Below are 22,336 nucleotides of genomic sequence, written 5' to 3'. Positions count from 1 at the left end.
TCGATCAGCCCGCGATCCCCAGTTCCGCGACCATGATATCCCGCATGATGAATTTCTGGATCTTGCCGGTCACCGTCATCGGAAACCCCTCGACGATGCGGATATGGCGCGGAATCTTGTAATGCGCGATCTGCCCCTCGCAGAACGCCACGATCTCCTCCGCCGTCACGCTCTCGCCCGCCGCCGGCTGAATCCATGCGCACGGCACCTCGCCGAACCGCGCATCCGGCACCGCGAACACCGAGGCCCCGGCCACTTTCGGATGACGGAACAAAAACTCCTCGACCTCGCGCGGATAAATGTTTTCGCCACCCCGGATCACGATATCCTTGCTGCGCCCCACGATGGTGCAATACCCCTCGGCATCGATCACGCCGAGATCGCCGGTATGCATCCACCCCGCCTGATCAATCACCTCGCGGGTCTTCTCCGCCTGATCCCAGTACCCGAGCATCACCGAATACCCGCGCGTGCAAATCTCGCCCCGCTCACCCACCGGCACGATCCGCCCCTCCGGATCGATAATCTTGACCTCCAGATGCGGATGAATCCGCCCCACCGTCGCCACCCGCCGCTCTGCCGTATCATCCACCGCCGACTGAAAACTCACCGGTGATGTCTCGGTCATGCCATAGCAAATGGTAATCTCGGGCATATGCATCCGCTCCATCACCCGCCGCATCACCTCGATCGGGCAGGACGTCCCGGCCATAATGCCACCCCGCAGCGATGACAGGTCGAATTCGCCAAACGCAGGATGCTCCAACTCCGCAATGAACATGGTCGGCACGCCATACAGATGCGTGCATCGCTCATCGCTTACCGCCGCCAGCGTCGCGCGCGGATCGAACCCCTCACCGGGATAGATCATCGCCGCCCCGTGCGTCACCGCCGCGAGATTACCCATCACCATGCCGAAACAATGATACAGCGGCACCGGAATACAAATCCGGTCCCCAGCCCGCAGCCCGATCCCCTCGCCCACGAAAAACCCGTTGTTCAACACATTGTTGTGCGACAACGTCGCCCCCTTCGGCGCGCCGGTCGTCCCCGAGGTGAACTGAATGTTGATCGGATCATCAAACTGCAAATCCAGGCGCAAACGGGCAAGCGTTGTCCGCGCCGCATCGGTCGCCCCGGCGGCAACATCGTCGAACCGCATCATCCCCGCCGGCGCCGGCCCATCGCCGATCACGATCCGCCAGCGCAGATGCGCAAGCCGCGCCGGCGGAATACTCTCCAGCATCGCAACGTAATCGCTGCTCTTGAACCGCCGCGCCAACACCAGCGCCTTGCACTGCACGGCATTCAAGGCGAATTCCAGCTCGGAAACCCGATACGCCGGATTGACCGTAACCAGGATCAACCCCGCCTTGGCCGAGGCAAATTGCAGCACCGCCCAGGCAACATTGTTCGGCGAAAAAATCCCGACCCGATCGCCCCGCTCAAGCCCCAACGCAATCAACCCGGCCGCGCACGCATCAACCTGCGCATCGAACGCCGCATAATCCAGCCGCACACCCTCGGCGCAGGCGATCAACGCATCCCGCGCCGGATGCGCCCGCGCCGCCGCCTCCAGCGCCGCCCCAATCGTCACGCCAAGCCGCGGCGTCGCGCTCAACCCCTGGACATAGCTTGGCGTCATCGCGTCACTCCGATTTTTGCCGGAGCCTAGACCACGGATCGCCGCGTGGGAATGGCGATCGCGCGGGGCGTTTCACCCGTGCTGCGGCACGACCCTACTCGCGGACGGTCATGACGCTCGGCCCGCGCGGACCAAGCGGGCTCATCAACTGGCCACCTAACGTGGCCGGCATCTGCGTGTCGATGCCGTATTCGGTCGGCCAAGCCGCCGGCAGATGAAACGTGCCGAACACCCGGTCGAGCACCGGCAGCATCGCGGCGTAGTTTCGGTCACGCCAGGCGTCGTTGGTATGATGCCACCGGTGAAAAAACGGCGTTGCAACAACCGACTCCAGAAACCCGAACCGCCAACGCACATTGGCATGCACGAAAAAGCCCCACATCGTCCCGATCACGACAACCACCGCCGGTAGCGCCGGCCCTTGCGCGAGCCCCAACGCGAATACCGGAACGAACCCGCACAGCCGGGTCAATACCATGTCGACCGGATGCGCCCGGGTATTGCTCAGAAAATCAACTTCCTCGGCACTATGGTGCACAGCATGAAACCGCCAGAGCAGCGGCACCTCGTGCGACCACCGATGCCCCCAGTAAAACCCCGTCTCGGCCAGCAGCACCGATAAGCCCAGCCGAACACCAACCGGCAGACCCGCAACCGCGGCCAGAAACCCACCGGGCATCAGATTATGAACAGCGGCCCCAAGCAATGAAAGCGGTACCGCGAGAACCACCCCGATCAATACGGAGTTCATCACGTAATACGCCAGGTCGATCGCAATCTGCTTGCGAAACACCCGCTGCGGCCGCACCGCGACCAACCGTTCGAGCGGCACGAAAATCGCCGCCAGCAACACGAGCCAGACCGTCAGCCGAAGTGCTTCAAGAATAAATGCTTGCATTGCAAACCCCCCCAAGCCCAACGTGAAGCAACCGCCCGGGCCGTCAAGCCCGAGCGGTTGTATCCCCAGACGATGGTATCGTCGTCCAGACTCAGACCTTGTCGGACTTCCGCGCCGTACGCCGGCGGCGGATCACCAGACCAAGCCCGACCAGACCCGCACCAAGCAGCGCGAGCGAAGAAGGCTCCGGCACGGCCACTTTCTGCACCGAAACGCCATCGAGCAGCGCCACCGGCGGGTAGCCGGTCGGCGTCCCGATCGACAGGAACGACAGCGTCTCATTGGCTGCGTTGGCGACGAAGTTGAACGACGCAGTCTGCCAACCGGTGAAACCCTTGCTCGCATTATTCAAAACATTGGTGTTCTGTGTCGAACCGCCGAACGAAACCGCCAGCTGCTCAGTCGTTGCGCCTGTACGGCTCTGAAGCTGTGCGCCCGCCCAGTCGAAGGACACGGTATAGGTGCTGCCCGATACCAGATTCGAAATCGCCTGGCTGATGCTGCTGCTGACGCCGTTCGTCGGATCGCCATCGAGACCGATAAACGCGCCGCCATCCGGCGAGGCCGTCACCGTCGGAGCTGAGCCCGACCAAAGCTTCTCAACTCCAGTATTAGAATTAGACCCTTGACCCCATTCCGAGTACGCATCCTGGGTGGTCGATGCCGTGGCGCTTGGAAACCAGAGTTCATAGCCATTGTTACCGGTCCAACCCGTGATGAACTGAGACGCGGTAAACCCGTTCAACTTACCCGTGCCGAACTGAGTGCTCGTCGTCACCGACGGGGAGGTTTGTTCAAACCCACCGTTCGTAACGAGATTGGTGCCTGCATGGGCAACCGCCGCAGAGCCCGCCGCCGCCAGAGCACTCGCCAATAAAATCGTCGCAATACGCATTGTTAAGTCTCCATCGTCTAAGGACATCAGAACTGTTAGGCGGTCCCCGCCGACCCAATCCTCGCGTCCGCCACCACGGCAGATTGCTCTTTAAATGTCCAATTTTGTAGCGCTTTTTTTAAAGCAAACACCGTGCCAAAAATATTTATCTATCTGAATCAATAGGTTAAAAGTTATTCGCAACAATTAGATTCAAAAATGTAAAGAATCCCGACACATCGGACAGCTCGACTGCCCCATCCACCGAGACAAAACCAAGGAGTCTAGCCCAGTCGCGCGACATCCCTTGAGATTGCCCTGCCCCCCGCAACCGACCCTCACACGGCTGTATCGTGGTAATCCGCATGCGACGAAATCGGGCGCGACCCTTGCAACACAGCGCTCAATGCCACGGACCGGTATGGCTCCGGCCGGGCCTCGCTCGAAACATCCTTCATGGAGGCCCTCGCCACACGGCTCTATGGCACCCTTAATCTGCCGCACCGTTCGAACATCTACCACGAAAGCGCGCCGGTCGGCTGAAAGCAGAGCGTCGGCGTCCCCGTCGCAACAAACGTTCCGGAAGATCTGGACAAGACCGACTCCATCCTATGTCTCCACGAGCATCCCGCCTCCCCGACCGAGGCCCGTGCGGTCGGTATCGAAACGGTGTATCAGGATCGCGCTTTGGTCGAAGATCTCACCGTGTGGCAGAATATGTATCTCAACCGCGAGCTCAAGCGCGGCATCGGCCCGGTCCGCTGGCTCGATCGGCGCCGCCGTCGCCGGCGGCGAGGTCTGATCGGCCGGTGAAGCGCGCCCGCGGCCCCACCCTGCGCGATGTCGCGAACACCGCCGGCGTCTCCGCCGCCGCGGTGTCGTTCGTCCTGAACAACACCAAGCCGATCGCCCCGCTCAAGCCCCAACGCAATCAGCCCGGCCGCGCACGCATCAACCTGCGCATCGAACGCCGCATAATCCAGCCGCACTCCCTCGGCGCAGGCGATCAACGCATCCCGCGCCGGATGCGCCCGCGCCGCCGCCTCCAGCGCCGCCCCAATCGTCACGCCAAGCCGAGGCGTCGCGCTCAATCCCTGGACATAGCTGGGTGTCATCGCGTCACTACGATCTTTGCCGGAGCCTAGACCACGGCCCGCCGCGTGGGAATGGCGACACCGACCTAAATCGCCAGCACGATTCGCCATTTACAATCGACCCGACCCACAATATAAATCGATTAACCCCGTTGGGTTGCGCTATGAAGACGTCCAAATTAATGAACCTGATCAACAAAATCATGCGGAGGAATCAATGAATCATCGCCACAATCGGCCGGCCCGCGCCGGCGCGCTGAAGTCCCTGCTCGCCGCCGCGTCGGCCAGCGCCATTGCCCTGTTCGCCGGCGCCCCGGCCCATGCCGCAACGCCAAAAACCCGCGTCGCCATCATCGTCCGTGACTTCGGCAACCCGTATTGGCGCGCCCTGCGCGACGGCGCCGTCGCCGAAGGCAAAAAACTCCATATCCCCGTCAGCGTGCAGGCCGGCGCCACCGAAACCGACTCGATCGGCGAAAATGCCAAAATCTCGACCATGGCGAACGAAGACTTCACCTGCTTCGGCGTCGTCCCCGTCAACGCCACCAACATCATCACGCCGCTGATCCCGGTCTCGAACAAACACATCCCGATCATCAACCTCGACAGCGGCCTCGATCCCGCCGCCGTCAAAGCCGCCGGCCTCACCATCACCAGCTTCATCGGGTCCGACAACACCAACGCCGGCCAGATCGCCGGCGCTTACATGCTGAAAATGCTGCACGACAAAGGCAACGTCGCCATCCTGCAAGGCATTCCCGGCGAAGAAAACGGCATCAACCGCGACAACGCCTTCCGCAGCACCACCGCCGGCAAACTCACCGTCGTGCAAGCCGAAGCCGCCGACTACGAACGCAGCCGCGCCCTGACCGAAGCCGAAGCCATGCTGCGCGTCCACCCCGATCTCAACGGCATCTTCGCCGCCAACGACGAAATGGGCCTCGGCGCCGCACAAGCCATCGCCAACGCCGGCAAATCCGCCACCATCAAAGTCGTCAGCATCGATGGCGTCAAAGAAGCCCTCGAATCCGTCAAATCCGGCAAACTCTCCGGCACCGTCTCGCAATACCCCTACGCCGAAGGCGAAATGGCGGTCCAGGCCTGCCACCAACTCGCCATGGGCAAATCCATCCCCGCCCACGTCACCGCCCCCATCAAACTGATCACCCCCCAAAACGCCGCGAAAGCCCTGAAATCCTTTCCCCGCCCCTTCTTCACCTTCACCGACCCGTTCGGCACACCCTGAGACCGATGGTCGTGGGGATTGGCGTGTCGGCTGAGCAAGGCCAGGGGGCTCTGCCCCCTGGACCCCCGTTAAAGGCGGAGCCTTTAAAATCCACTAGTTTTAGGCAAGGGGAGGGCGCTACCTTGGTAGCTCCGTCGATCTGGTCTGGACAGCCCTCCCCTTGCCTAAAACTAACGGGTTCTAAGGGCTCCGCCCTTAGCGGGGTCGAGGGGCAGAGCCCCTCGCCTTCTTCGTCCCACAAGCCAACCCCCACAACCATAGGTCTAAGCGTATGACCAACCGGGTGGGGGTGATGCTGCGGGACCCGGGGTTTTGGGGGGACAATGCGGCGTTGATCGGGTTGGTGGTGATTGGGGCCGTGTTTTCGGTATTGACGCCATTTTTCCTGACCTGGGCGAACATCAGTGACTTGCTGGTATCGGCCTCGATTTTGCTGGTGTTGGCCACGGCGCAGCAGTTTTCGATTGTCACGGGCGGCATCGATCTATCGATCGCGGCGAATCTCCCTTGGGCGGCGGTGGTATTCGGGCTGGCCTATAATGGCGGGCTGGGCATGCCGGTTTCGATCATCGCGGCGATTCTGGCGGGCACGCTGGTCGGCGTCGTGAACGGTCTGGTGATCGCGAAGCTGAAGGTGAACGATTTCATCGCAACGCTGGGCATGCTGGGCGTGATGAACGGTGTGGCGCTGATCGTCAGCGGCGGACAGTCCTTTGCGGTGAACAGTCATTTCCTGCAGGGCCTGGCGCTGGGTTCGATCGGCCCGATCCGATATTTCTACCTGATTGCCATTTTGATCGCGGCGGGCGCGCATCTGTTGTTTACGCATACCGCGTTCGGCACGCACGTGCTGGCGACCGGCGGCAACCGTGATGCCGCCCGCAACATGGGCATTCCGACCGACCGGATGAAAATCGCGGTCTATGTGATCGATGGTGCGCTGGTCGGCCTGGCGGCTATTTTGCTGGTTGCGCGCACCGGCGGGTCCGACCCGTCGTTGCAGACCTCGCAATTGCTGACCTCGATCGCCTCGGTCGTGCTCGGCGGCAGTTCACTGTTCGGCGGCAGGGCGGCGGTGCTTGGCACGGTGGCCGGCGCGCTGGTGCTGACCACGCTGTTGAACGGGTTCACGCTGTTGCAGGTGTCGGAATATTATCAGCCGATGGCGGTCGGCATCGTCGTCATCGCCGCCGCGGTCCTGAGCCGGTTGCAGAAATAATGAGCCCCATTCTCGAAATCCACGATCTGAAAAAATCCTTCGGCGCGGTCGAAGCGTTGCGCGGGGCCGAACTGATCTGCCCGGCCGGTGAGGTCACTGCCCTGGTGGGTGACAACGGCGCCGGCAAATCCACCCTGATCCGCTGCATCACCGGCGTGCACCCGCCCGATTCCGGCACGATCGCCTTCAAGGGTGCGCCGATCCATTTCGCCTCCCCGACCGAGGCCCGTGCGGTCGGTATCGAAACGGTGTATCAGGATCTCGCTTTGGTCGAAGATCTCACCGTGTGGCAGAATATGTATCTCAACCGCGAGCTCAAGCGCGGCATCGGCCCGTTCCGCTGGCTCGATCGGCGCCGCATGATCGATGAAACCCATGCCAAGCTCAGCCGCCTGCTGGTCAACATGCCGCCGGTGCGCGCCAAGGTGCGTCGCCTGTCGGGCGGCCAGCGTCAATCCATCTCCATCGGCCGCGCGGCAAGCTGGGGCTCGGCTCTGGTCATCATGGATGAACCCACCGCCGCACTCGGCCTGCGCGAGCGCGGCGCGGTCGAAACCTTGATCGGCAATCTGCGCGGCGAGGGCATCGCGCAATTGGTCATCAGTCACGATCTCGAACAGGTCATGCGTATCTCCGACAGTGTCTGGGTCATGCGCGCCGGCCGTACCATCGCGCATTGGCGCACGCAGGAGGTTGACCGCACCCGCATCGTCGCCGCCATCGCCGGCGGCGAAGTCTGACCGGCCGGTGAAGCGCGCCCGCGGCCCCACCCTGCGCGATGTCGCGAACAGCGCCGGCGTCTCCACCGCCACGGTGTCGTTCGTCCTGAACAACACCAAGCCAGTCGCCCCGGAAACCCGCGCCCGGGTCGAGGTCGCGCTGGCCGCGCTCGACTATCGGATCAGCCCGTCCGCCCGCGCCCTGCGCACCGGCCGCCACCACGCGATCGGGCTGCTCCTGCCTGACCTCGCGAACCCGTTCTTCCCCGCCCTCGCCCAAGCCGTTACCGATGCCGCATGGGCGCGCAACCACGCCCTCATCCTGGCCAGCAGCGGCAGCGACCCGGCAACCGAAGCCGAAGCCCTGGCCGCCCTGGCCGAACGGGCCGACGGCATCATCTGGATACCCGGCACCGATGCGCCGCACCCCCTGCCCACCGGCCCCACCGTCATTCTCGATCGTCCCAGCCCCGCCCTCGCCGCGTTCGACAGTATCAGCGCCGACCACCGCGCCGGCGGCGCCCTGGTCGCGGCCGCGTTCCGCGCCCAGGGCCGCCACCGCATCGGCCTGCTCGCCGGCCCCGCCGCCTCGCCGAGTGCAGCCGCGCGGGTCGAAGGTTTCCTCGCCAACGCCACCGACCTTACCCTGATCTGGCACCACGAACTGCCCTTCACCTTCGCCTTGCCCGAAGCCGCCACCGCCTGGCTCGCCGATCCGCGGCTCGATGGCGTGTTCGCCGCCAGCGATGTCGTGGCGATCGGCGCCCTGCGCATCCTGCGCAGCCTCGGCCGCATCGTGCCGCACGATGTCGCGGTGATCGGCTTCGATGACATCCCCTGGGCCGCCCTCACCGAACCCCCGCTCACCACCATCCGCCAACCGGTCGCAGCCCTCGGCGCACAAGCCGTCGCCACCTTGTTCGACCGCATCGCCCACCCCGATCACGCCGCCACGCAGCATCGCCTGCCGGTCACCCTGATCGAACGCCAATCCACGCCATGATCGTTCTCGGCAGCGCGAACATGGATATCGTGGCCCGCACCGAGCGCGCCCCCGCCGCCGGTGAAACCGTGCTCGGGCGCGACTACGCGCTCTACCCCGGCGGCAAAGGTGCCAACCAGGCCGTCGCCGCCCGCCGCGCCGGTGCCGCCATCAACTTCATCGGCTGCCTCGGGCGCGATGCCTACGGCGAAGCCCTGGTGCACGCCCTCACCGTGGAGGCGATCGACTGCGCCGCCACCATCCGAACCGCCACCCCCACCGGCATCGCCATCATCACCGTCGAAGCCGGCGGCGAAAACCGCATCATCGTCATCCCCGGCGCCAACCACGACCTCACGCCGGACCATCTGCCGCCCGCCCTCCCGCCCGCAACCATCCTGCTGACCCAGCTGGAAATCCCGATCCCCACCGTCCTCGCCGCCGCCGCCCGCGTCCGCGCCGCCGGCGGCACCACCATCCTCAACGCCTCCCCGATCGCCGGGATCGACGCCGCAACAAGCACCCGCCTGCGTGCCGCCGCCGACATCCTGCTGGTCAACGAAACCGAAGCCGCCGCCCTGCTCGGCCTGCCGCATCTGAATGACGCAGCCCAAGCCGCCGCCAGCCTCGCCGCCGGCCACCGTGCCGCCATCATCACCCTCGGCGCCGATGGCGTCGTCTGGGCCAGCGAGCACGGCACCTTCGCCCTGAAATGCCACGATGTTGCCGTGGTCGACACCACCGGCTGCGGCGATGCCTTCGCCGGCGGCTTCGCCAGCGCGCTCGAACGCGGCGCCACCCTCGCCGAAGCCGTCGCCTTCGGCAACGCCGCCGGCGCCCTCGCCGCCACCAAACCCGGCGCCCAACCCGCCATGCCTAGTCAAGCCGAAATCACCGCTCTGCTCACCAACTAAGGACATCGCCATGCTCCGCGGCCTCGATCCCCTGCTCACCGCCGACCTGCTCCACGCCCTGCGCGCCATGGGCCACGGCGACACCATCACCATCGTCGATGCCAATTTCCCCGCCGCCGCCTGCGCCAAACGCCTGATCACCGCCCAGGGCAGCGATGCCAGCGCCATGCTCCGCGCCATCCTCAGCGTCCTGCCGATCGACGATTTCATCCCCCACCCGCTGCTCACCATGCAGGTCGTCGGCGAACCCGCAACCATCCCCCCCGCCGTCGCCGAACTCCGCGCCATCGCAACCGAAGCCGGCGCCGCACACTCCCAAATGGCCACCACCGACCGGCACGATTTCTACCGCATCGCCCGCGACAGCTTCGCCATCGTCGCCACCGGCGACCGCCGCCTCTACGCCAACATCGCCATCACCAAAGGCGTCATCCGGCTCGCCTGAGCGAAAAACATGAGCAAAAATCAACATTCATTGCAGTCATGACACCCTGACGCCACATCCACCCGTCAGAGCCAATCCGGCTCAGGGGGAATTTTTGATGACACCGGTGCCGACATCATGACCCGACGCGGCAAAACCGCACTGGTCGCCACCGCAATTCCGGTCGCGGCAGTCGTCCTGCTCGCCCTGTTCTGGAACTGGGACTGGTTCATCCCCATCGTCGACTCCCAGGCCTCGAACAGCCTCGGCCACAAGGTCACCATCAAACATCTGCACGTCGCCCTCGGCCGGGTCACCACCGTGCAGGCCGATCAGGTCGTCGTCGCCAATCCCCAGGGCTTCCCCACCCACGCCCCGCTCGCCGACATCAAACGCCTCACCGTCAGCATCAACATCATCGACTACATCTTCCACGGCCGCACGGTCATCCCCGCGATCAACCTCGACCACCCGGTGATCGATGCCGTCGCAACCCCGCAAAAATCCACCAACTACAGCATCCCCGCCACCAAACCGGCCGCCAAACCAGCCCCCTCGCCCGAAATCGGCACGCTCTCGATCAAAGCCGGCAAAATCCACTTCGTCGATCCCGCCCTGAAAGCCGATGTCCACCTCGCCGTGAAAACCGAGTCCGCCACCGGCGTCGTCGCCAAATCCGGCCAGACCCAGCAACTCGCCGCCACCGCCACGGGCACCTACAACCAGCAACCCATCACCGGCACCTTCACCGCCGGCGCCCTGCTCACCATCCGCAGCACCACCCAACCCTTCCCGATCGACCTCGCCCTCGCCAACGGTGCCACCCACGTCGCCCTCATCGGCACCGTCGCGAACCCGCTGCACTTCGCCGGCGCCAACCTCCACCTCACCCTCGCCGGCGCCAACATGGCCGATCTCTATGCCCTCACGGGCATTCCCATCCCCGCCACGCCGCAATACCGCATCACCGGCAACCTCGCCTATCACCCCGGCGATATCGACTTCACCGATTTCCACGGCATCGTCGGCGATAGCGACCTCGAAGGCAGCATCCACGAAAACCCCGGCGCCGCGGTCGACCACGGCACATCAAAACCGGTCGTCCACATGAACCTGACCTCGAAACGCGTCGATCTCAACGACCTCGGCGGCTTCATCGGCACCAAACCCGGCGGCACCCACGAAGCCGGCATCAGCCCCGCCCAACGCGCCGCCATCGCCAAATCCCAGGCCGAACACAGCAACCTGCTGCCCGATAAACCCTTCAACCTGCCCAAACTCAACGCCGCCAACATCTACCTGACCTACAAAGCCGCCAGCATCGTGGGAAAATCGATGCCGCTCGACCGCCTCGCGGTCAATCTCAGCATCGTCAACGGCGCCATCTCGCTGCACCCGGTCAGCTTCGGCGTCGGCACCGGCCAGATCGCCGGCACCATCGCCCTCACCCCGCAACCCGACAAACAAATCCACGCCGTCGCCAAGGTCGATTTCGACAACGTCAACATCGCCACCCTGATGGCCGCAACCCACGTCTTCAAAGGCGGCGGCCTGCTGCAAGGCAAAGCCAGCCTCGATGCCACCGGCAACTCCATCGCAAGCTGGGCCGGCAACGGCAACGGTGGCCTCGCCCTCTACATGACCGGCGGCAACCTCAGCGCCCTGCTCGTCTCACTCTCCGGCCTCGAATTCGGCAACGCCCTGATCGCCGCCCTCGGCCTGCCCCATCAAACCGACGTGCGTTGCTTCGTCGGCGACTTCGGCCTGGCCCACGGCCTGCTCAGCACCCGCACCCTGCTGCTCGATACCGGCACAGCCATCGTGCGTGGCGGCGGTACCGTCAACCTCAAAACCGAAACACTCGACTATCACATCCAGTCCAAACCCAAACACTTCAGCATCGGCTCACTCCCCTCGCCGATCAACATCACCGGCACCATGAAAAAACCCAGCATCGGCCCCGCCAAAGCGCCGCTCGCCCTCCGCGGCGGCGCCGCCGTCGCCCTCGGCATCGTCGCCGCCCCGCTCGCCCTGATCCCAACCATCCAGTTCGGCACCAAAGACCCCCACGTGTGCGAAGCCCTGGTCTCCTCCGCCGAAACCCAGGTCCGCACCAACCAACCCGGCAAACCCAGCCACCCCACCACATCCCAAACCCGCCACAAGCCCACCACATCCCAACTCAACCGCCAGGAACTCACCAAAACCCACCACCCCTGAGCCCACAACACCAACCCCTCGGTCTATGTGTGAGTTGGGGGACTTGGGTGGGAGGAAAGCAAGATCAGGGGGCAGAGCCCCTTGGCCTTCCTTCCTCCCACCCAAGTCCCCCAACTCAAGCATAAGCCGATGGGTTGAAGTTGTTGGCCAGGTGGCCGGTGGGTTTGATGAGGTCGTAGGCGGCGCGGGGGATGAAGCGGCCGCTGCCGGGTTCGGCGGTTATGGTATTGTTATGCATCACGATGATCCCGCGCCGCAGGGTGGTAATGGGGAGTCCGGTGACGATCTTCCCTTCATAGGGCGTGTAATCGATCGCATGTTGCATGGTGGCATTGGTCAGGGTGATTTGCGCTTTGGCGTCCCACAGCACGATATCGGCGTCGGCTCCCGGGCTGATCCGGCCTTTTCGGGTCAACCCGAACAGGTGTGCGGGGTTGAAGGCGGTCAGGCGCACGAAATCGCTGGCGCTGATCCGCCCGGTGGCGACGCCCTCGCTGAACAGCAGCATCATGCGCGCGCCGAGGCCGGGCACCCCGTTCGGAATATCGCGGAACGATGCGTCGGCTCCGGCGCTGCGCTTCCCGGCGGTACCATCGAAGCGGTAGCCGCTATGGTCGGAGGAAATGACATCGATGGTCCCGCGCCGGATCTGCGCCCACAGGTCAGCGGCGGCACCGGCCTCGCGCGGCGCCGGGCTGCACATGAATTTCGCCCCTTCAAAGCCCGGCCGGTCCATATCGGCGGCGGTGAGCGTCAGGTATTGCGGGCAGGTTTCCGCCCAAACCTTCAGGCCGCGCGCCTGCGCCCGCGCGATTTCCTCGGCGACTTCGCTGCACGAGACATGGAAAATCTGAATCGGCTGATCGACCAGTTCGGCCAGCGCGATCGCGCGCATGGTCGCCTCGCGCTCCACCGCCACGGGTCGCGACCAGGCGTGATATTTAGGCCCGGTCAGCCCGGCGGCGAGCAGGGCCTCGGTCATCCAGCCGATGGCGTCGTAATTCTCGCAATGCACCGTCACCAGCGCGCCGTGCCGGCGTGCGGCGGCGAGAATGCGCAAAAACCCGCGATCATCGACATGCAGCGGGTCGTAGGTCAAAAACACCTTGAGGCTGCGAATACCCGCCGCGATCAGGGCCGGGATCTCCTCGTGGATCACCGCATCGGTCGGATCGGTGATGATCTGGTGAAACCCGTAATCGATCATGCCGCGCGCCGCCCGCGCCTGATATTCGGCAAGGCTCGGCCCGATCGCGCGCCCCTTGAACTGGGTGGAAAACGTGATCGCCGTGGTCGTCCCCCCGGCAAACGCCGAGGCGCTGGCGCTGATGAAACTCTCCTCGTCGGTCGTGCCGTCCGCGCGCAATTGTTCGATATGGCAATGCGTATCCACCCCGCCCGGCAACACCAGCAACCCGGTGGCATCGATCACCCGATCCCCGCGCAGATCATGCCCGACCGCCGCAATCGTCTCCCCGACGATCCCGACATCGGCAGCGAACTGCTCCGCCGCCGTCACCACCGTGCCGCCCTTGATGACCGTGTCGTACATCATCCCCGCCCCGCGTTGCCGTCCCGGATTATGGCGCAGAACGCCCGCCGGTTCCAACCGGCCGCACAAGGGTACGCGCCCTCACCTCACCGGGCCGCCACCACCCCCACCGCCGAAGGACAACGCCCCGCGCGATGCCGCACCGCCGCCGAAGGCATCGCCACCGTCCGGTGCAACAGCGGCGCCAACCCGCGCGCCACCGCAATCGAATGCAGATACTGGCACGGCTGCGCCAGATGATCTTCGCTGTCATAAAAATCCGCGGGCGGATACCGGCTATGGTTGGGCAATTCCAGAAACAACCCGCCGCGCGTCACGAACACGGCGCGGACCGCGGCAATCGTCGCGTCCGGCAGCGCCACCGTGTCGAAATCGGTCGGCAACCCACCGATCACGATCACCCCGCGCGCCACCTCGGTGCGCACGAACCGCGCGATGATCGCGGTGCCATAACCGCGCCTGATCCCGCGCGCGCGGGGGTCCACCCGGTGCAGCAGCGCCAGAAACGCCGGGTCGGCCGTTGCGAGCGTGGTGCCCACCCGGTCACCCTCCGCATCGAATTGCGCCGCGAGCAACGCCCGCGGATGCCCCATGCCCGCCGCATGCGCCGCCATTTCCGCCAGTGCCTCCAGCCCATCCGGCATGGTATTGCCGAACGCACCGGCCACGAACCGCCCCACGCCCAACCGCCATAGCAACCCCCGATCATCACGAAACAGCCAGGCGCCGTCGATGCTCATGCGATTTTGCGCCGGCGTCACATCATATTGCTGCATCTCCAACGGCAGATACACCACATCCCCCGCATGGAGCAGCGCCGCCCAGCGCGTGAACAGATCATCGAGCCCGATGCCGACCGCCACGCCGCCGTTCTCGCAATTGATCCCCAGCATCGCCCCGATCACCCGGCACGAATGCGAAAACGGCGCGTTCGACCCCGCCAGTATCACCAGCTTGGGCGATGTCAGCACCGCCCCCCGCGCCAGCTTCGCCGCCATTTCATGCCGCAACATCCCGACCGAGAGCGGCCGATGCAACACCAGCCCGAACGCCGCCAGATACAGCGCGATCGATGCCAGGGCGCAAACCACCAACCGGCGCATCAGAACTGAAAATAAATGAAGGGGCGTGCGAACGGCGCGAAAAACAGCGCCTGCACCGAAAACGCGAACCCCGCGACCAGCGCTGCATTCCGCCCCCGCTCGCGCAGCGTATGAATGTCCGGCGCGAGCAGAATAATCCCCCAGGTCAACGCCAGCAGCGCAGCGGCCTGCACCACGCTCATGGTCCGCGCCGCCCCCAGATACGGCAGCACCGGCACCGAAGTCACCACATGCCGTAAAATCGGCAACGCCTTCACGATCATCGCCGGCAGCAACACGCCCGCGGCGCCGCACAACCCGCGCAGCATGATCCAGCACGCCCGCAGATTATCCGCCCGAAACGGCACCCACGCAATCAACACCGCCAGCACAGTCACCGCCTGCGCCACGCGCGCAGGCAACCGCCAGCCCGTCCGGCGCCATTGCTGATTCACGATCAAATAAAGCCCGTGCAGCCCGCCCCACGCCATGAACCGCCACGCCGCGCCATGCCACAACCCGCCCAGCAGCATCGTGATCATCAAATTCACATTGCGCCGCACCGCGCCATGCCGGTTGCCGCCCAACGGGATATACAAATAATCCCGCAAAAACCCCGACAGCGTCATGTTCCAGCGTCGCCAGAAATCGGCAATGTCGCGCGCCTGATATGGCGAGCGGAAGTTGAGCGGAAACCGCACCCCCACCATCCGCGCGAGCCCGATCGCCATGTCCGAATAACCGGAAAAATCGAAATAAATCTGCGCCCCATACGCCAGCAACGCCACCCAGGCCTCTACCAGCGACAGCGAATGCCCCCCCGCTGCCGCCCGAAATCCCGGATCGGCGAACCGCGCCAAACTGTCCGCCAGCACCAGCTTCTTCGCCAGCCCCAGCAAAAACACCTCGAGCCCCGCCACCAGATCATCCCGCCGCACCCGCCCATCGAGTGCCGCAAACTGCGGCACGATCTCCCGTGGCCGCACGATCGGCCCCGCCAGCAAATGCGCGAAAAACCCGACGAAACAGGCATAATCCAGAAACCCGCACACCAACGCCTCGTCGCGGTACGAATCCACCAGATACATCACCTGCTGAAACGTGAAAAAACTGATCCCCAACGGCAACACAATGCCCAGATCAGGCGCCCGCACCCCCAACCACCCCGCCCCGGTCGCCACCAGCAACCCCGCATATTTGAACCAGGCCAGCAACCCCAGATCCGTGACCAACCCCACAACCAGCCACCAAAACCGCCACCGCGCGCGCGACCGGCGCATCACCCGCACCAGCCCAAAATTCCCAATGATCGACCCCACCAACAACGGCACAAACACCGGCCGCCACCAGCCGTAAAACACCAGACTCGCCACCAACAACACCACCAACGCCGCCCGCCCGCCCCAGCACCAGCCCGCCAACGCAAAACCAGCCAGAAACAACGGCAAAAACCCAACCACAAACACCGATGAGTTGAACAACACCGAAAACACCCGCCAAGGTTGCAAGCCACCATGTCACAGCCCATCACCCATTTCCAGCATTTTACCGCCCGGCGGGTTGGTGCTGGGGAGAGAAAGAAGGCCAGGGGCTCTGCCCCTGGACCCCGTTAAAGGCCCCGCGGGCAAGATGCCCGCTACCATATGATAAGGCGCGCGACGCGCGCCGGGCTTTAAAATCCATTAGTTTTAGGCAAGGGGAGGGCGACACAGTTCAGATCAGCTTAACCACCGAGGCAGCGCCCTCCCCTTGCCTAAAACTAGCGGGTTCTAAGGGCTCCGCCCTTAGTGGGGGTCGAGGGGGCAAAGCCCCCCGCCTTGCTTCCCTCCAGCACCGGCCCGGCCGGTTGGTACAATGTCGGAAACCGGTGCTATAGGCTCGCTGCACTTGGGACCGTTGCCATGACTGACGATTTACCGCCTCATCCTGCGTTGTTGCCTGTGGGGTTCACCGATTTATTACCGCCGGATGCCGAGGCTGAGGCGCGTCTGACCGAGACGTTGACGGCGCGATTTGGCGCGCACGGTTATCAGCGTGTCAAGCCGCCGTTGGTCGAGTTCGAATCGACGTTGTTTGCCGGTTCGGGTGCTGCGGTGGCGGAGCAGACGTTTCGGTTCATGGACCCTGAGTCCCAGCGCATGATGGGTTTGCGCGCGGACACGACGCCGCAGATCGCCCGGATCGCGACGACCAGGCTGGCGGCGGCGCCGCGTCCGTTGCGTCTGGCCTATGCCGGGCAGTGTCTGCTGGTGCGCGGTTCGCATCTGGCGCCGGAGCGTCAGGTGGCGCAGGCCGGCATCGAGCTGATCGGCCCAGACCTGCCGGAGGCGGATGCCGAGATCATCATTGCCGCGGCGGCGGCGTTGGAAGCGGCGGGTGTGGCGAGCATCAGCATCGATCTCACAATGCCGCCGCTGATTCCGGCGCTGCTGGGCGACACTGCGGGCCAGCCCGCTTTGGTCCGCGCGCTCGACCGCAAGGATACCGCGGCCATCGCGGCCCTGGGCGGCGCGCTCGCCCCCACCTTGCGCGCCTTGCTCGAAGCCGCCGGCCCCGCCGAGCCGGGCATGGCGGCCCTCGCCGCAATCGCCTTGCCGGATGCCGTGCGTGGCTTGGCCGACCGGCTGGCCGCCACCATCGCCGCCATCCGCCATCGCGCGCCTGCGTTGCGCCTGACGATCGATCCGGTCGAGTTCCGCGGCTATCGCTATCATACCGGCGTCGCGGTCACCATTTTCGCCCCCGGCCGCCAGGCCGAGCTTGGCCGCGGCGGGCGGTATCTGTGCGACAACGGCGAATCCGCGACGGGCATCACCTTGTATCCGGACACGATCCTGAAAGTCGCCCCCCGCCCCGCCGCGCGCCCGCGCCTGTTTTTGCCGGCGGGCACCCCGCCTTCGGTGGCGCAGGCGTGCCGCGACCAGCAGTTCGCCACCATCGCCGGCTTGCTGCCGGTGGCGGACGACATCACCGAGGCCAAACGCCTGCTCTGCACCCATGTCTGGCGTGACGATCACGCCGTCGCTCTTCAAGGATTCTGATCAATGGCAAATGTCACCATCATCGGCGCGCAATGGGGCGACGAGGGCAAGGGCAAGGTGGTCGACTGGCTCGCCTCCCGCGCCGACATCGTCGTCCGCTTCCAGGGTGGCCACAATGCGGGCCACACGCTGGTGGTCGGCAACCAGACCTACAAGCTCTCGCTGCTGCCGTCGGGTCTGGTGCGCGGCAAGCTCGGTATCATCGGCAACGGCGTGGTGATCGACCCGGTCGCCTTGCTGGCCGAAATCACCCGCATGCGCGATCAGGGGCTGACAATCTCGCCCGAAACCCTCCGCATCGCCGACAACGCCCCCCTGATCCTACCGGTCCACGCCGCGATCGATGCCGCGCGTGAAACCGCCCGCGGCGACCGCAAGATCGGCACCACCGGCCGCGGCATCGGCCCCGCGTATGAGGATAAAGTCGCCCGCCGCGCCATCCGCGTCTGCGATCTCGCGGAGCCCGAAACGCTCGACTGGCGGCTCGATGAGCTTCTGCTCCACCACAACACCTTGCTCGCCGGCCTCGGCGCCGCCACTTTTGAGAAGGCCGCCCTGCGCGACCAGCTGCTCGCCCTCGCACCGCAGATCCTGCCCTTCGCCGAGCCGGTGTGGGAACGCCTCGCCGCCGCCCGCAAATCCGGCGCGCGCATCCTGTTCGAAGGCGCGCAGGCCGTCATGCTCGATGTCGATCACGGCACCTACCCGTTCGTCACCTCGTCCAACACCGTCGCCGGCCAGGTCGCCGCCGGGTCGGGCATCGGCCCGGATGCGATCGGCCGCGTCCTCGGCATCGCCAAGGCCTATTGCACGCGCGTCGGCTCCGGCCCGTTCCCGACCGAGTTGCTCGATGAAACCGGCCGCCTGCTCGGCGAGCGCGGCCATGAATTCGGCGTCGTCACCGGCCGCCCGCGCCGCTGCGGCTGGTTCGATGCCGCTCTGGTCCGCCAGGCCGTGAAAGTCGGCGGCATCACCGGCCTCGCCCTGACCAAGCTCGACGTGCTCGATGGCATGGAAACCCTGCAAATCGGTGTCGGCTACATGATCGACGGCATCGAATTCAAACATTTCCCGCCCGGCGCCGCCGCTCAGGCCAAGGCCCAGCCGATCTATGAGACCATCGAAGGCTGGACCGGCTCAACCCGCGGCGCCCGCTCCTACGCCGAACTCCCCGCCCAGGCGATCAAATACGTCCGCCGCATCGAAGAACTGGTCGAATGCCCCGTCACCCTGCTCTCGACCAGCCCGGAGCGTGACGACACCATTCTCATGCAGGACCCGTTCGCCGACTAGGCAAACCACACCCCGCTTTCCATCGGAAAGCAGGGCGTCCCTTCCATTTTCGGGAGACCACCATGACCGACGCCTTCCAAGCCCTCGTCATCCGCAAGACCGAAACCGGCCAGATCTGCGAACCCGCCACCATCACCGAAGCCGATCTGATGGATGGCGACGTCACCGTCGCCATCAGCCACTCCACGGTCAACTACAAGGACGGCCTCGCCGTTACCGGCCGCGCCCCGATCGCCCGGCGCTTCCCGCTGATCCCCGGCATCGATTTCGCCGGCACCGTCACCCAATCCACCCACCCACGCTTCACCGCGGGTGACGCGGTCCTGCTGAACGGCTTCGGCGTCGGTGAAACCCACCACGGCGGGTTCGCCGCCCGCGCCCGCGTCAACGGTGACTGGCTGATCCACCGCCCGGCCGGCCTCAGCGCCGCCCAGACCATGGCGATCGGCACCGCCGGCTACACCGCCATGCTATGCGTCATGGCACTCGAGGCCGGCGGCCTCACCCCGACAAATGGCGATATCCTGGTCACCGGTGCCGCCGGTGGCGTCGGCTCGATCGCGGTGGCATTGCTCGCCCGCGCCGGCTTCCGCGTCCTCGCCTCCTCACGCCGCGCCGCATCCGAAGCCGCCTATTTGCAAACCCTCGGCGCGGCCGACATCATCGATGCCGCAACCCTCGCCGCCCCCGGCAAACCCTTCGCCAAGGAACGCTGGGCCGGCGTGATCGACTCGGTCGGCAGCCACACCCTCGCCAACGCCCTCGCCCAGACGCGCTACAACGGCGTCGTCGCCGCCTGCGGCCTCGCCCAGGGCAGCGACCTGCCAACCACCGTCCTGCCCTTCATCCTGCGCGGCGTCACCCTCGCCGGCATTGATTCCGTGATGGCACCCCGCGCCAAACGCGAAACCGCCTGGGCCCGCCTCGCCACCGAGCTCGACCTCGCATCGCTTGAGGCCATCACCACCACCATCGGCCTCGCAGGCATCCCCGCCGCCGCCGATGCCATCACCACCGGCCAGGTCCGCGGCCGCATCGTCGTCGCCCTATAGGCAAAAAAAAAGCGGCACTTTCGTGCCGCCAAGTTTAGGGAGGAAACGTCCAAGAAAGCAGACAGCGACAGAGTCGCCGTTGCTGTTAATCGATATAGCGCGACCCTTCGCCCCTGCAAACTTAAATTTGTGCAATGCAGCATGTCAGTTTTCGAACATCCGAAAACCCAGCAGCGACACATCTTGCCCCGCCCCCTCATGCCGCCGCCCATACGCCGCCAACCGCCCGGCCAGCTGATGCAACCGCACCGCCCACGCCATGTCGATCACCTGAAACCGCTCCGCCAGATCCCCCAGCCACGCCACATAGCGCGGCACATGCGCCGCACACAGCGCCCCGATGCCCCGCGCCACCGGATCGTCCCAGTTCCACTCCCCCGCCGCTATCGCCCCGATCCCGCCCAGCTTCGGCCCATGAAAATGCAAAATCCCGGCATGCGGATCATACGGCCAGTACGGCTTGGCATTCAGCCCCGGGTCCAGCCGGTCCCAATAGCCCCGAAACGCCTCGTTCAGCGCCACCTGATCATCGAACTGCGCCCCGCGATCCTCATCCAGCCTGGCGTTGATCACCGCCTCGAACCCCGCCTGCGCCGCCCGCATCGCCGGGAGGTTCATCACCATCACCCCCGCATTGAAGTAATTCCAGGCATCCGGCGCAAACTCCGGCGCCGCCGCAAACACGCGCGGCCGGATCGCACCGAATTCGATCGGTCGCAAAAACACCACATCGCAATCCGTATACAGCGCGAACCCCGCATCCCGATCGACCACGGGAATCGCCAGCCGCAACCAATGCCCCGCCGAATGCGCCCGAAAACTCCCCCGCGCCGTCGCCGCCGCCATCGCATCGCTGCAGGGCGGCACCGCATCGATCACCATCACCCCCCGCTCTTCCATCCACCGCGTGCACTCACCCCGCGCCCCATAATACAACAGGCGCGGCTCCAACCCCGGACACAACCGCGACGACATCACCGCCAACTGCGCCAACGCCCCCGCCTCACCACGCGCCCCAGCCTCATCGAGTGCAAAATACCAGCGCATCATCCCCCCTTCGCAGCCACCGCCAACCCCACCTATACTCTGGCCATGCGCATCCTCATCACCGGCTTCGAACCGTTCGACGGCGACACCATCAACCCCTCCGCCCTCCTGGTCGATTCCCTGGCCACCACCCCACCGCCCGGTGCCACCCTCATCCCGCTCATCCTGCCCTGCGCCTTCGCCCCGCTCCACCACACGCTGCAAACCGCCCTCGAAACCCACCAGCCCGCCATCACCATCAGCTTCGGCCTCGCCGGCAACCGCCAGGGCATCAGCCTCGAACGCGTCGCCCTCAACATCATCGACGCTCGCATCCCCGACAACGAAGGCAACGCCCCGATCGACGAACCCGTCCTCCCCAACGCCCCCGCCGCCTACTTCACCACCCTGCCGATCAAAGCCGCCATGGCCGCCCTGCACGCCGCAGGCATCGATGCCCACATCTCCCAAACCGCCGGCACCTACGTCTGCAACGCCACCGCCTTCACCACAATGCACCTCGCCACCACCCGCTACCCCACCATGCGCGCCGGCTTCATCCACATCCCCTACCTGCCGACCATGCCCGCCGCCCAAGCCGGCGCCCCCGCGCTCGACCTCACAACCCTCCACCGCGCCGCCAGCCTGATCATAAAAACGTGTCTCGAATGCAACACCGACCGGCGAATCACCGGCGGCGCCGTCTCGTGAGATTGCCTGCGGATTCCGGAGAATTCGCCCATTGATTCCGATTTTAATTCGCCCACCATTCCGACCTTTATTCGCCCAGGAATTCCGAGATTTATTCGCCCGGGTGGTGGTCTCTGTGGCTACTGATTTTGTTGCTCTCTCGTTCTCCTGGGGTCAAGCGTTTTTTGGGCTGGACTTTCTGGTCTTACGCAGGCTTTCGCCGCTGAGTTCGATCCGGTGGGCATTGTGGATCAGACGGTCGAGGATGGCGTCCGCATAGGTTGGGTCACCAATCACGTCGTGCCATTGCGCCGGCGGAATTTGACTGGTGATGATCGTCGAGCGGCGCCCGTAGCGTTCCTCGA

General features: G+C 65.1%; 20 protein-coding genes and 2 pseudogenes. 13 read left to right on the top strand and 9 right to left on the bottom strand.

Annotated elements, in window-relative coordinates; all coding sequences use genetic code 11:
- Window positions 1-4: 4 nt before the first annotated feature.
- From BW994_RS10285 to BW994_RS10275, 3 genes are all read right to left on the bottom strand, one after another.
- Window positions 5-1,645, bottom strand: coding sequence for an AMP-binding protein (locus BW994_RS10285; protein WP_029312355.1), 1,641 nt, complete (start codon window positions 1,643-1,645; stop codon window positions 5-7).
- A gap of 94 nt (window positions 1,646-1,739) precedes the next feature.
- Complete coding sequence (locus BW994_RS10280; protein ID WP_029312356.1) at window positions 1,740-2,543, bottom strand: sterol desaturase family protein; 804 nt, start codon at window positions 2,541-2,543, stop codon at window positions 1,740-1,742.
- A gap of 91 nt (window positions 2,544-2,634) precedes the next feature.
- Window positions 2,635-3,438: a DUF642 domain-containing protein gene (locus BW994_RS10275; protein WP_035229175.1), complete on the bottom strand. Its 804-nt coding sequence runs from the start codon at window positions 3,436-3,438 to the stop codon at window positions 2,635-2,637.
- 666 nt (window positions 3,439-4,104) lie between these two features.
- Here BW994_RS10275 and BW994_RS20420 point away from each other — a divergent pair.
- Both BW994_RS20420 and BW994_RS20500 read left to right on the top strand, forming a co-directional pair.
- On the top strand, window positions 4,105-4,230 hold the full coding sequence (locus tag BW994_RS20420) for a hypothetical protein (RefSeq protein ID WP_281174440.1): 126 nt from the start codon (window positions 4,105-4,107) through the stop codon (window positions 4,228-4,230).
- A pseudogene (locus BW994_RS20500) lies at window positions 4,227-4,289 on the top strand (hypothetical protein); the annotation flags it as partial. The gene BW994_RS20420 and the pseudogene BW994_RS20500, both read left to right, overlap by 4 nt.
- Before the next feature lie 66 nt (window positions 4,290-4,355).
- Here BW994_RS20500 and BW994_RS20495 read toward each other — a convergent pair.
- Window positions 4,356-4,532, bottom strand: a pseudogene (locus tag BW994_RS20495) (AMP-binding protein); the annotation flags it as partial.
- A 196-nt stretch (window positions 4,533-4,728) separates the two neighbouring features.
- Here BW994_RS20495 and BW994_RS10265 point away from each other — a divergent pair.
- From BW994_RS10265 to BW994_RS10235, 7 genes are all read left to right on the top strand, one after another.
- On the top strand, window positions 4,729-5,757 hold the full coding sequence (locus tag BW994_RS10265) for a sugar ABC transporter substrate-binding protein (protein ID WP_029312359.1): 1,029 nt from the start codon (window positions 4,729-4,731) through the stop codon (window positions 5,755-5,757).
- 271 nt (window positions 5,758-6,028) lie between these two features.
- The gene (locus BW994_RS10260) at window positions 6,029-6,976 is read left to right on the top strand and encodes an ABC transporter permease (RefSeq protein WP_051657416.1); all 948 of its coding nucleotides are present in this window, start codon (window positions 6,029-6,031) and stop codon (window positions 6,974-6,976) included.
- Window positions 6,976-7,716 (top strand): ATP-binding cassette domain-containing protein, encoded by a 741-nt coding sequence (locus BW994_RS10255; RefSeq protein ID WP_035229179.1) that lies wholly within the window; start codon window positions 6,976-6,978, stop codon window positions 7,714-7,716. The genes BW994_RS10260 and BW994_RS10255 overlap by 1 nt, the downstream gene beginning before the upstream one ends.
- Window positions 7,670-8,698 carry a LacI family DNA-binding transcriptional regulator gene (locus BW994_RS10250; protein WP_175612110.1) on the top strand — a complete coding sequence of 343 codons (1,029 nt, stop codon included), beginning with the start codon at window positions 7,670-7,672 and terminating at the stop codon, window positions 8,696-8,698. The genes BW994_RS10255 and BW994_RS10250 overlap by 47 nt, the downstream gene beginning before the upstream one ends.
- Window positions 8,695-9,591 (top strand): ribokinase, encoded by an 897-nt coding sequence (locus tag BW994_RS10245; RefSeq protein WP_029312363.1) that lies wholly within the window; start codon window positions 8,695-8,697, stop codon window positions 9,589-9,591. The genes BW994_RS10250 and BW994_RS10245 overlap by 4 nt, the downstream gene beginning before the upstream one ends.
- A gap of 10 nt (window positions 9,592-9,601) precedes the next feature.
- The gene (locus BW994_RS10240) at window positions 9,602-10,036 is read left to right on the top strand and encodes an RbsD/FucU family protein (RefSeq protein WP_029312364.1); all 435 of its coding nucleotides are present in this window, start codon (window positions 9,602-9,604) and stop codon (window positions 10,034-10,036) included.
- Window positions 10,037-10,153: 117 nt separating this feature from the next.
- Window positions 10,154-12,235: an AsmA family protein gene (locus tag BW994_RS10235; protein WP_051657417.1), complete on the top strand. Its 2,082-nt coding sequence runs from the start codon at window positions 10,154-10,156 to the stop codon at window positions 12,233-12,235.
- A 115-nt stretch (window positions 12,236-12,350) separates the two neighbouring features.
- Here BW994_RS10235 and hydA read toward each other — a convergent pair whose 3' ends face one another.
- From hydA to BW994_RS10220, 3 genes are all read right to left on the bottom strand, one after another.
- Window positions 12,351-13,787 carry a dihydropyrimidinase gene (hydA, locus tag BW994_RS10230; protein ID WP_342743247.1) on the bottom strand — a complete coding sequence of 479 codons (1,437 nt, stop codon included), beginning with the start codon at window positions 13,785-13,787 and terminating at the stop codon, window positions 12,351-12,353.
- 86 nt (window positions 13,788-13,873) lie between these two features.
- Entirely contained in the window at window positions 13,874-14,890 is a 1,017-nt protein-coding gene (locus tag BW994_RS10225; protein WP_051657418.1) for a hypothetical protein, read from the bottom strand.
- Window positions 14,890-16,362: an MBOAT family O-acyltransferase gene (locus BW994_RS10220; protein ID WP_245801555.1), complete on the bottom strand. Its 1,473-nt coding sequence runs from the start codon at window positions 16,360-16,362 to the stop codon at window positions 14,890-14,892. Before BW994_RS10220 ends, BW994_RS10225 begins: the two co-directional genes overlap by 1 nt.
- A gap of 408 nt (window positions 16,363-16,770) precedes the next feature.
- Here BW994_RS10220 and BW994_RS10215 point away from each other — a divergent pair, with 408 nt between their 5' ends.
- The 3 genes from BW994_RS10215 to acuI all read left to right on the top strand — a co-directional run bounded on the left by BW994_RS10215 (window position 16,771) and on the right by acuI (window position 20,255).
- The gene (locus BW994_RS10215) at window positions 16,771-17,910 is read left to right on the top strand and encodes an ATP phosphoribosyltransferase regulatory subunit (protein ID WP_029312369.1); all 1,140 of its coding nucleotides are present in this window, start codon (window positions 16,771-16,773) and stop codon (window positions 17,908-17,910) included.
- Between the two features lie 3 nt (window positions 17,911-17,913).
- Complete coding sequence (locus BW994_RS10210; protein WP_029312370.1) at window positions 17,914-19,203, top strand: adenylosuccinate synthase; 1,290 nt, start codon at window positions 17,914-17,916, stop codon at window positions 19,201-19,203.
- Window positions 19,204-19,265: 62 nt separating this feature from the next.
- Complete coding sequence (gene acuI / locus BW994_RS10205) at window positions 19,266-20,255, top strand: acrylyl-CoA reductase (NADPH) (protein ID WP_029312371.1); 990 nt, start codon at window positions 19,266-19,268, stop codon at window positions 20,253-20,255.
- 144 nt (window positions 20,256-20,399) lie between these two features.
- Here acuI and BW994_RS10200 read toward each other — a convergent pair whose 3' ends face one another.
- A complete protein-coding gene (locus BW994_RS10200) occupies window positions 20,400-21,302 on the bottom strand; it encodes a glycosyltransferase (protein ID WP_139334068.1) in 903 nt (300 codons plus the stop codon).
- Window positions 21,303-21,347: 45 nt separating this feature from the next.
- Here BW994_RS10200 and pcp point away from each other — a divergent pair, with 45 nt between their 5' ends.
- Window positions 21,348-21,992, top strand: a complete 645-nt coding sequence (gene pcp / locus BW994_RS10195) for a pyroglutamyl-peptidase I (RefSeq protein WP_029312373.1) — start codon at window positions 21,348-21,350, stop codon at window positions 21,990-21,992.
- A gap of 153 nt (window positions 21,993-22,145) precedes the next feature.
- Here the strand turns inward: pcp and BW994_RS10190 are convergent.
- On the bottom strand, window positions 22,146-22,336 hold a 191-nt coding region (locus BW994_RS10190; RefSeq protein WP_175612109.1), incomplete at its 5' end, for an ATP-binding protein.

Source organism: Acidiphilium rubrum, from assembly GCF_900156265.1.
In the GTDB taxonomy this organism is placed as follows: Bacteria; Pseudomonadota; Alphaproteobacteria; order Acetobacterales; family Acetobacteraceae; genus Acidiphilium; species Acidiphilium rubrum.
This window is presented reverse-complemented; position numbering and strand designations above follow the sequence as displayed.

What these genes read in the sequence shown, in the direction of transcription:
- BW994_RS10265 (WP_029312359.1), top strand. Translation starts at nt 4,729, where the DNA reads ATGAATCATCGCCACAATCGGCCGGCCCGCGCCGGCGCGCTGAAGTCC.
- BW994_RS10280 (WP_029312356.1), bottom strand. Translation starts at nt 2,543, where the DNA reads ATGCAAGCATTTATTCTTGAAGCACTTCGGCTGACGGTCTGGCTCGTG.
- BW994_RS10200 (WP_139334068.1), bottom strand. Translation starts at nt 21,302, where the DNA reads ATGCGCTGGTATTTTGCACTCGATGAGGCTGGGGCGCGTGGTGAGGCG.
- pcp (WP_029312373.1), top strand. Translation starts at nt 21,348, where the DNA reads ATGCGCATCCTCATCACCGGCTTCGAACCGTTCGACGGCGACACCATC.
- hydA (WP_342743247.1), bottom strand. Translation starts at nt 13,787, where the DNA reads ATGTACGACACGGTCATCAAGGGCGGCACGGTGGTGACGGCGGCGGAG.
- BW994_RS10255 (WP_035229179.1), top strand. Translation starts at nt 6,976, where the DNA reads ATGAGCCCCATTCTCGAAATCCACGATCTGAAAAAATCCTTCGGCGCG.
- BW994_RS10235 (WP_051657417.1), top strand. Translation starts at nt 10,154, where the DNA reads ATGACCCGACGCGGCAAAACCGCACTGGTCGCCACCGCAATTCCGGTC.
- BW994_RS10260 (WP_051657416.1), top strand. Translation starts at nt 6,029, where the DNA reads ATGACCAACCGGGTGGGGGTGATGCTGCGGGACCCGGGGTTTTGGGGG.
- BW994_RS10285 (WP_029312355.1), bottom strand. Translation starts at nt 1,645, where the DNA reads ATGACGCCAAGCTATGTCCAGGGGTTGAGCGCGACGCCGCGGCTTGGC.
- acuI (WP_029312371.1), top strand. Translation starts at nt 19,266, where the DNA reads ATGACCGACGCCTTCCAAGCCCTCGTCATCCGCAAGACCGAAACCGGC.
- BW994_RS10240 (WP_029312364.1), top strand. Translation starts at nt 9,602, where the DNA reads ATGCTCCGCGGCCTCGATCCCCTGCTCACCGCCGACCTGCTCCACGCC.
- BW994_RS10245 (WP_029312363.1), top strand. Translation starts at nt 8,695, where the DNA reads ATGATCGTTCTCGGCAGCGCGAACATGGATATCGTGGCCCGCACCGAG.
- BW994_RS10210 (WP_029312370.1), top strand. Translation starts at nt 17,914, where the DNA reads ATGGCAAATGTCACCATCATCGGCGCGCAATGGGGCGACGAGGGCAAG.
- BW994_RS10275 (WP_035229175.1), bottom strand. Translation starts at nt 3,438, where the DNA reads ATGCGTATTGCGACGATTTTATTGGCGAGTGCTCTGGCGGCGGCGGGC.
- BW994_RS10215 (WP_029312369.1), top strand. Translation starts at nt 16,771, where the DNA reads ATGACTGACGATTTACCGCCTCATCCTGCGTTGTTGCCTGTGGGGTTC.
- BW994_RS10225 (WP_051657418.1), bottom strand. Translation starts at nt 14,890, where the DNA reads ATGCGCCGGTTGGTGGTTTGCGCCCTGGCATCGATCGCGCTGTATCTG.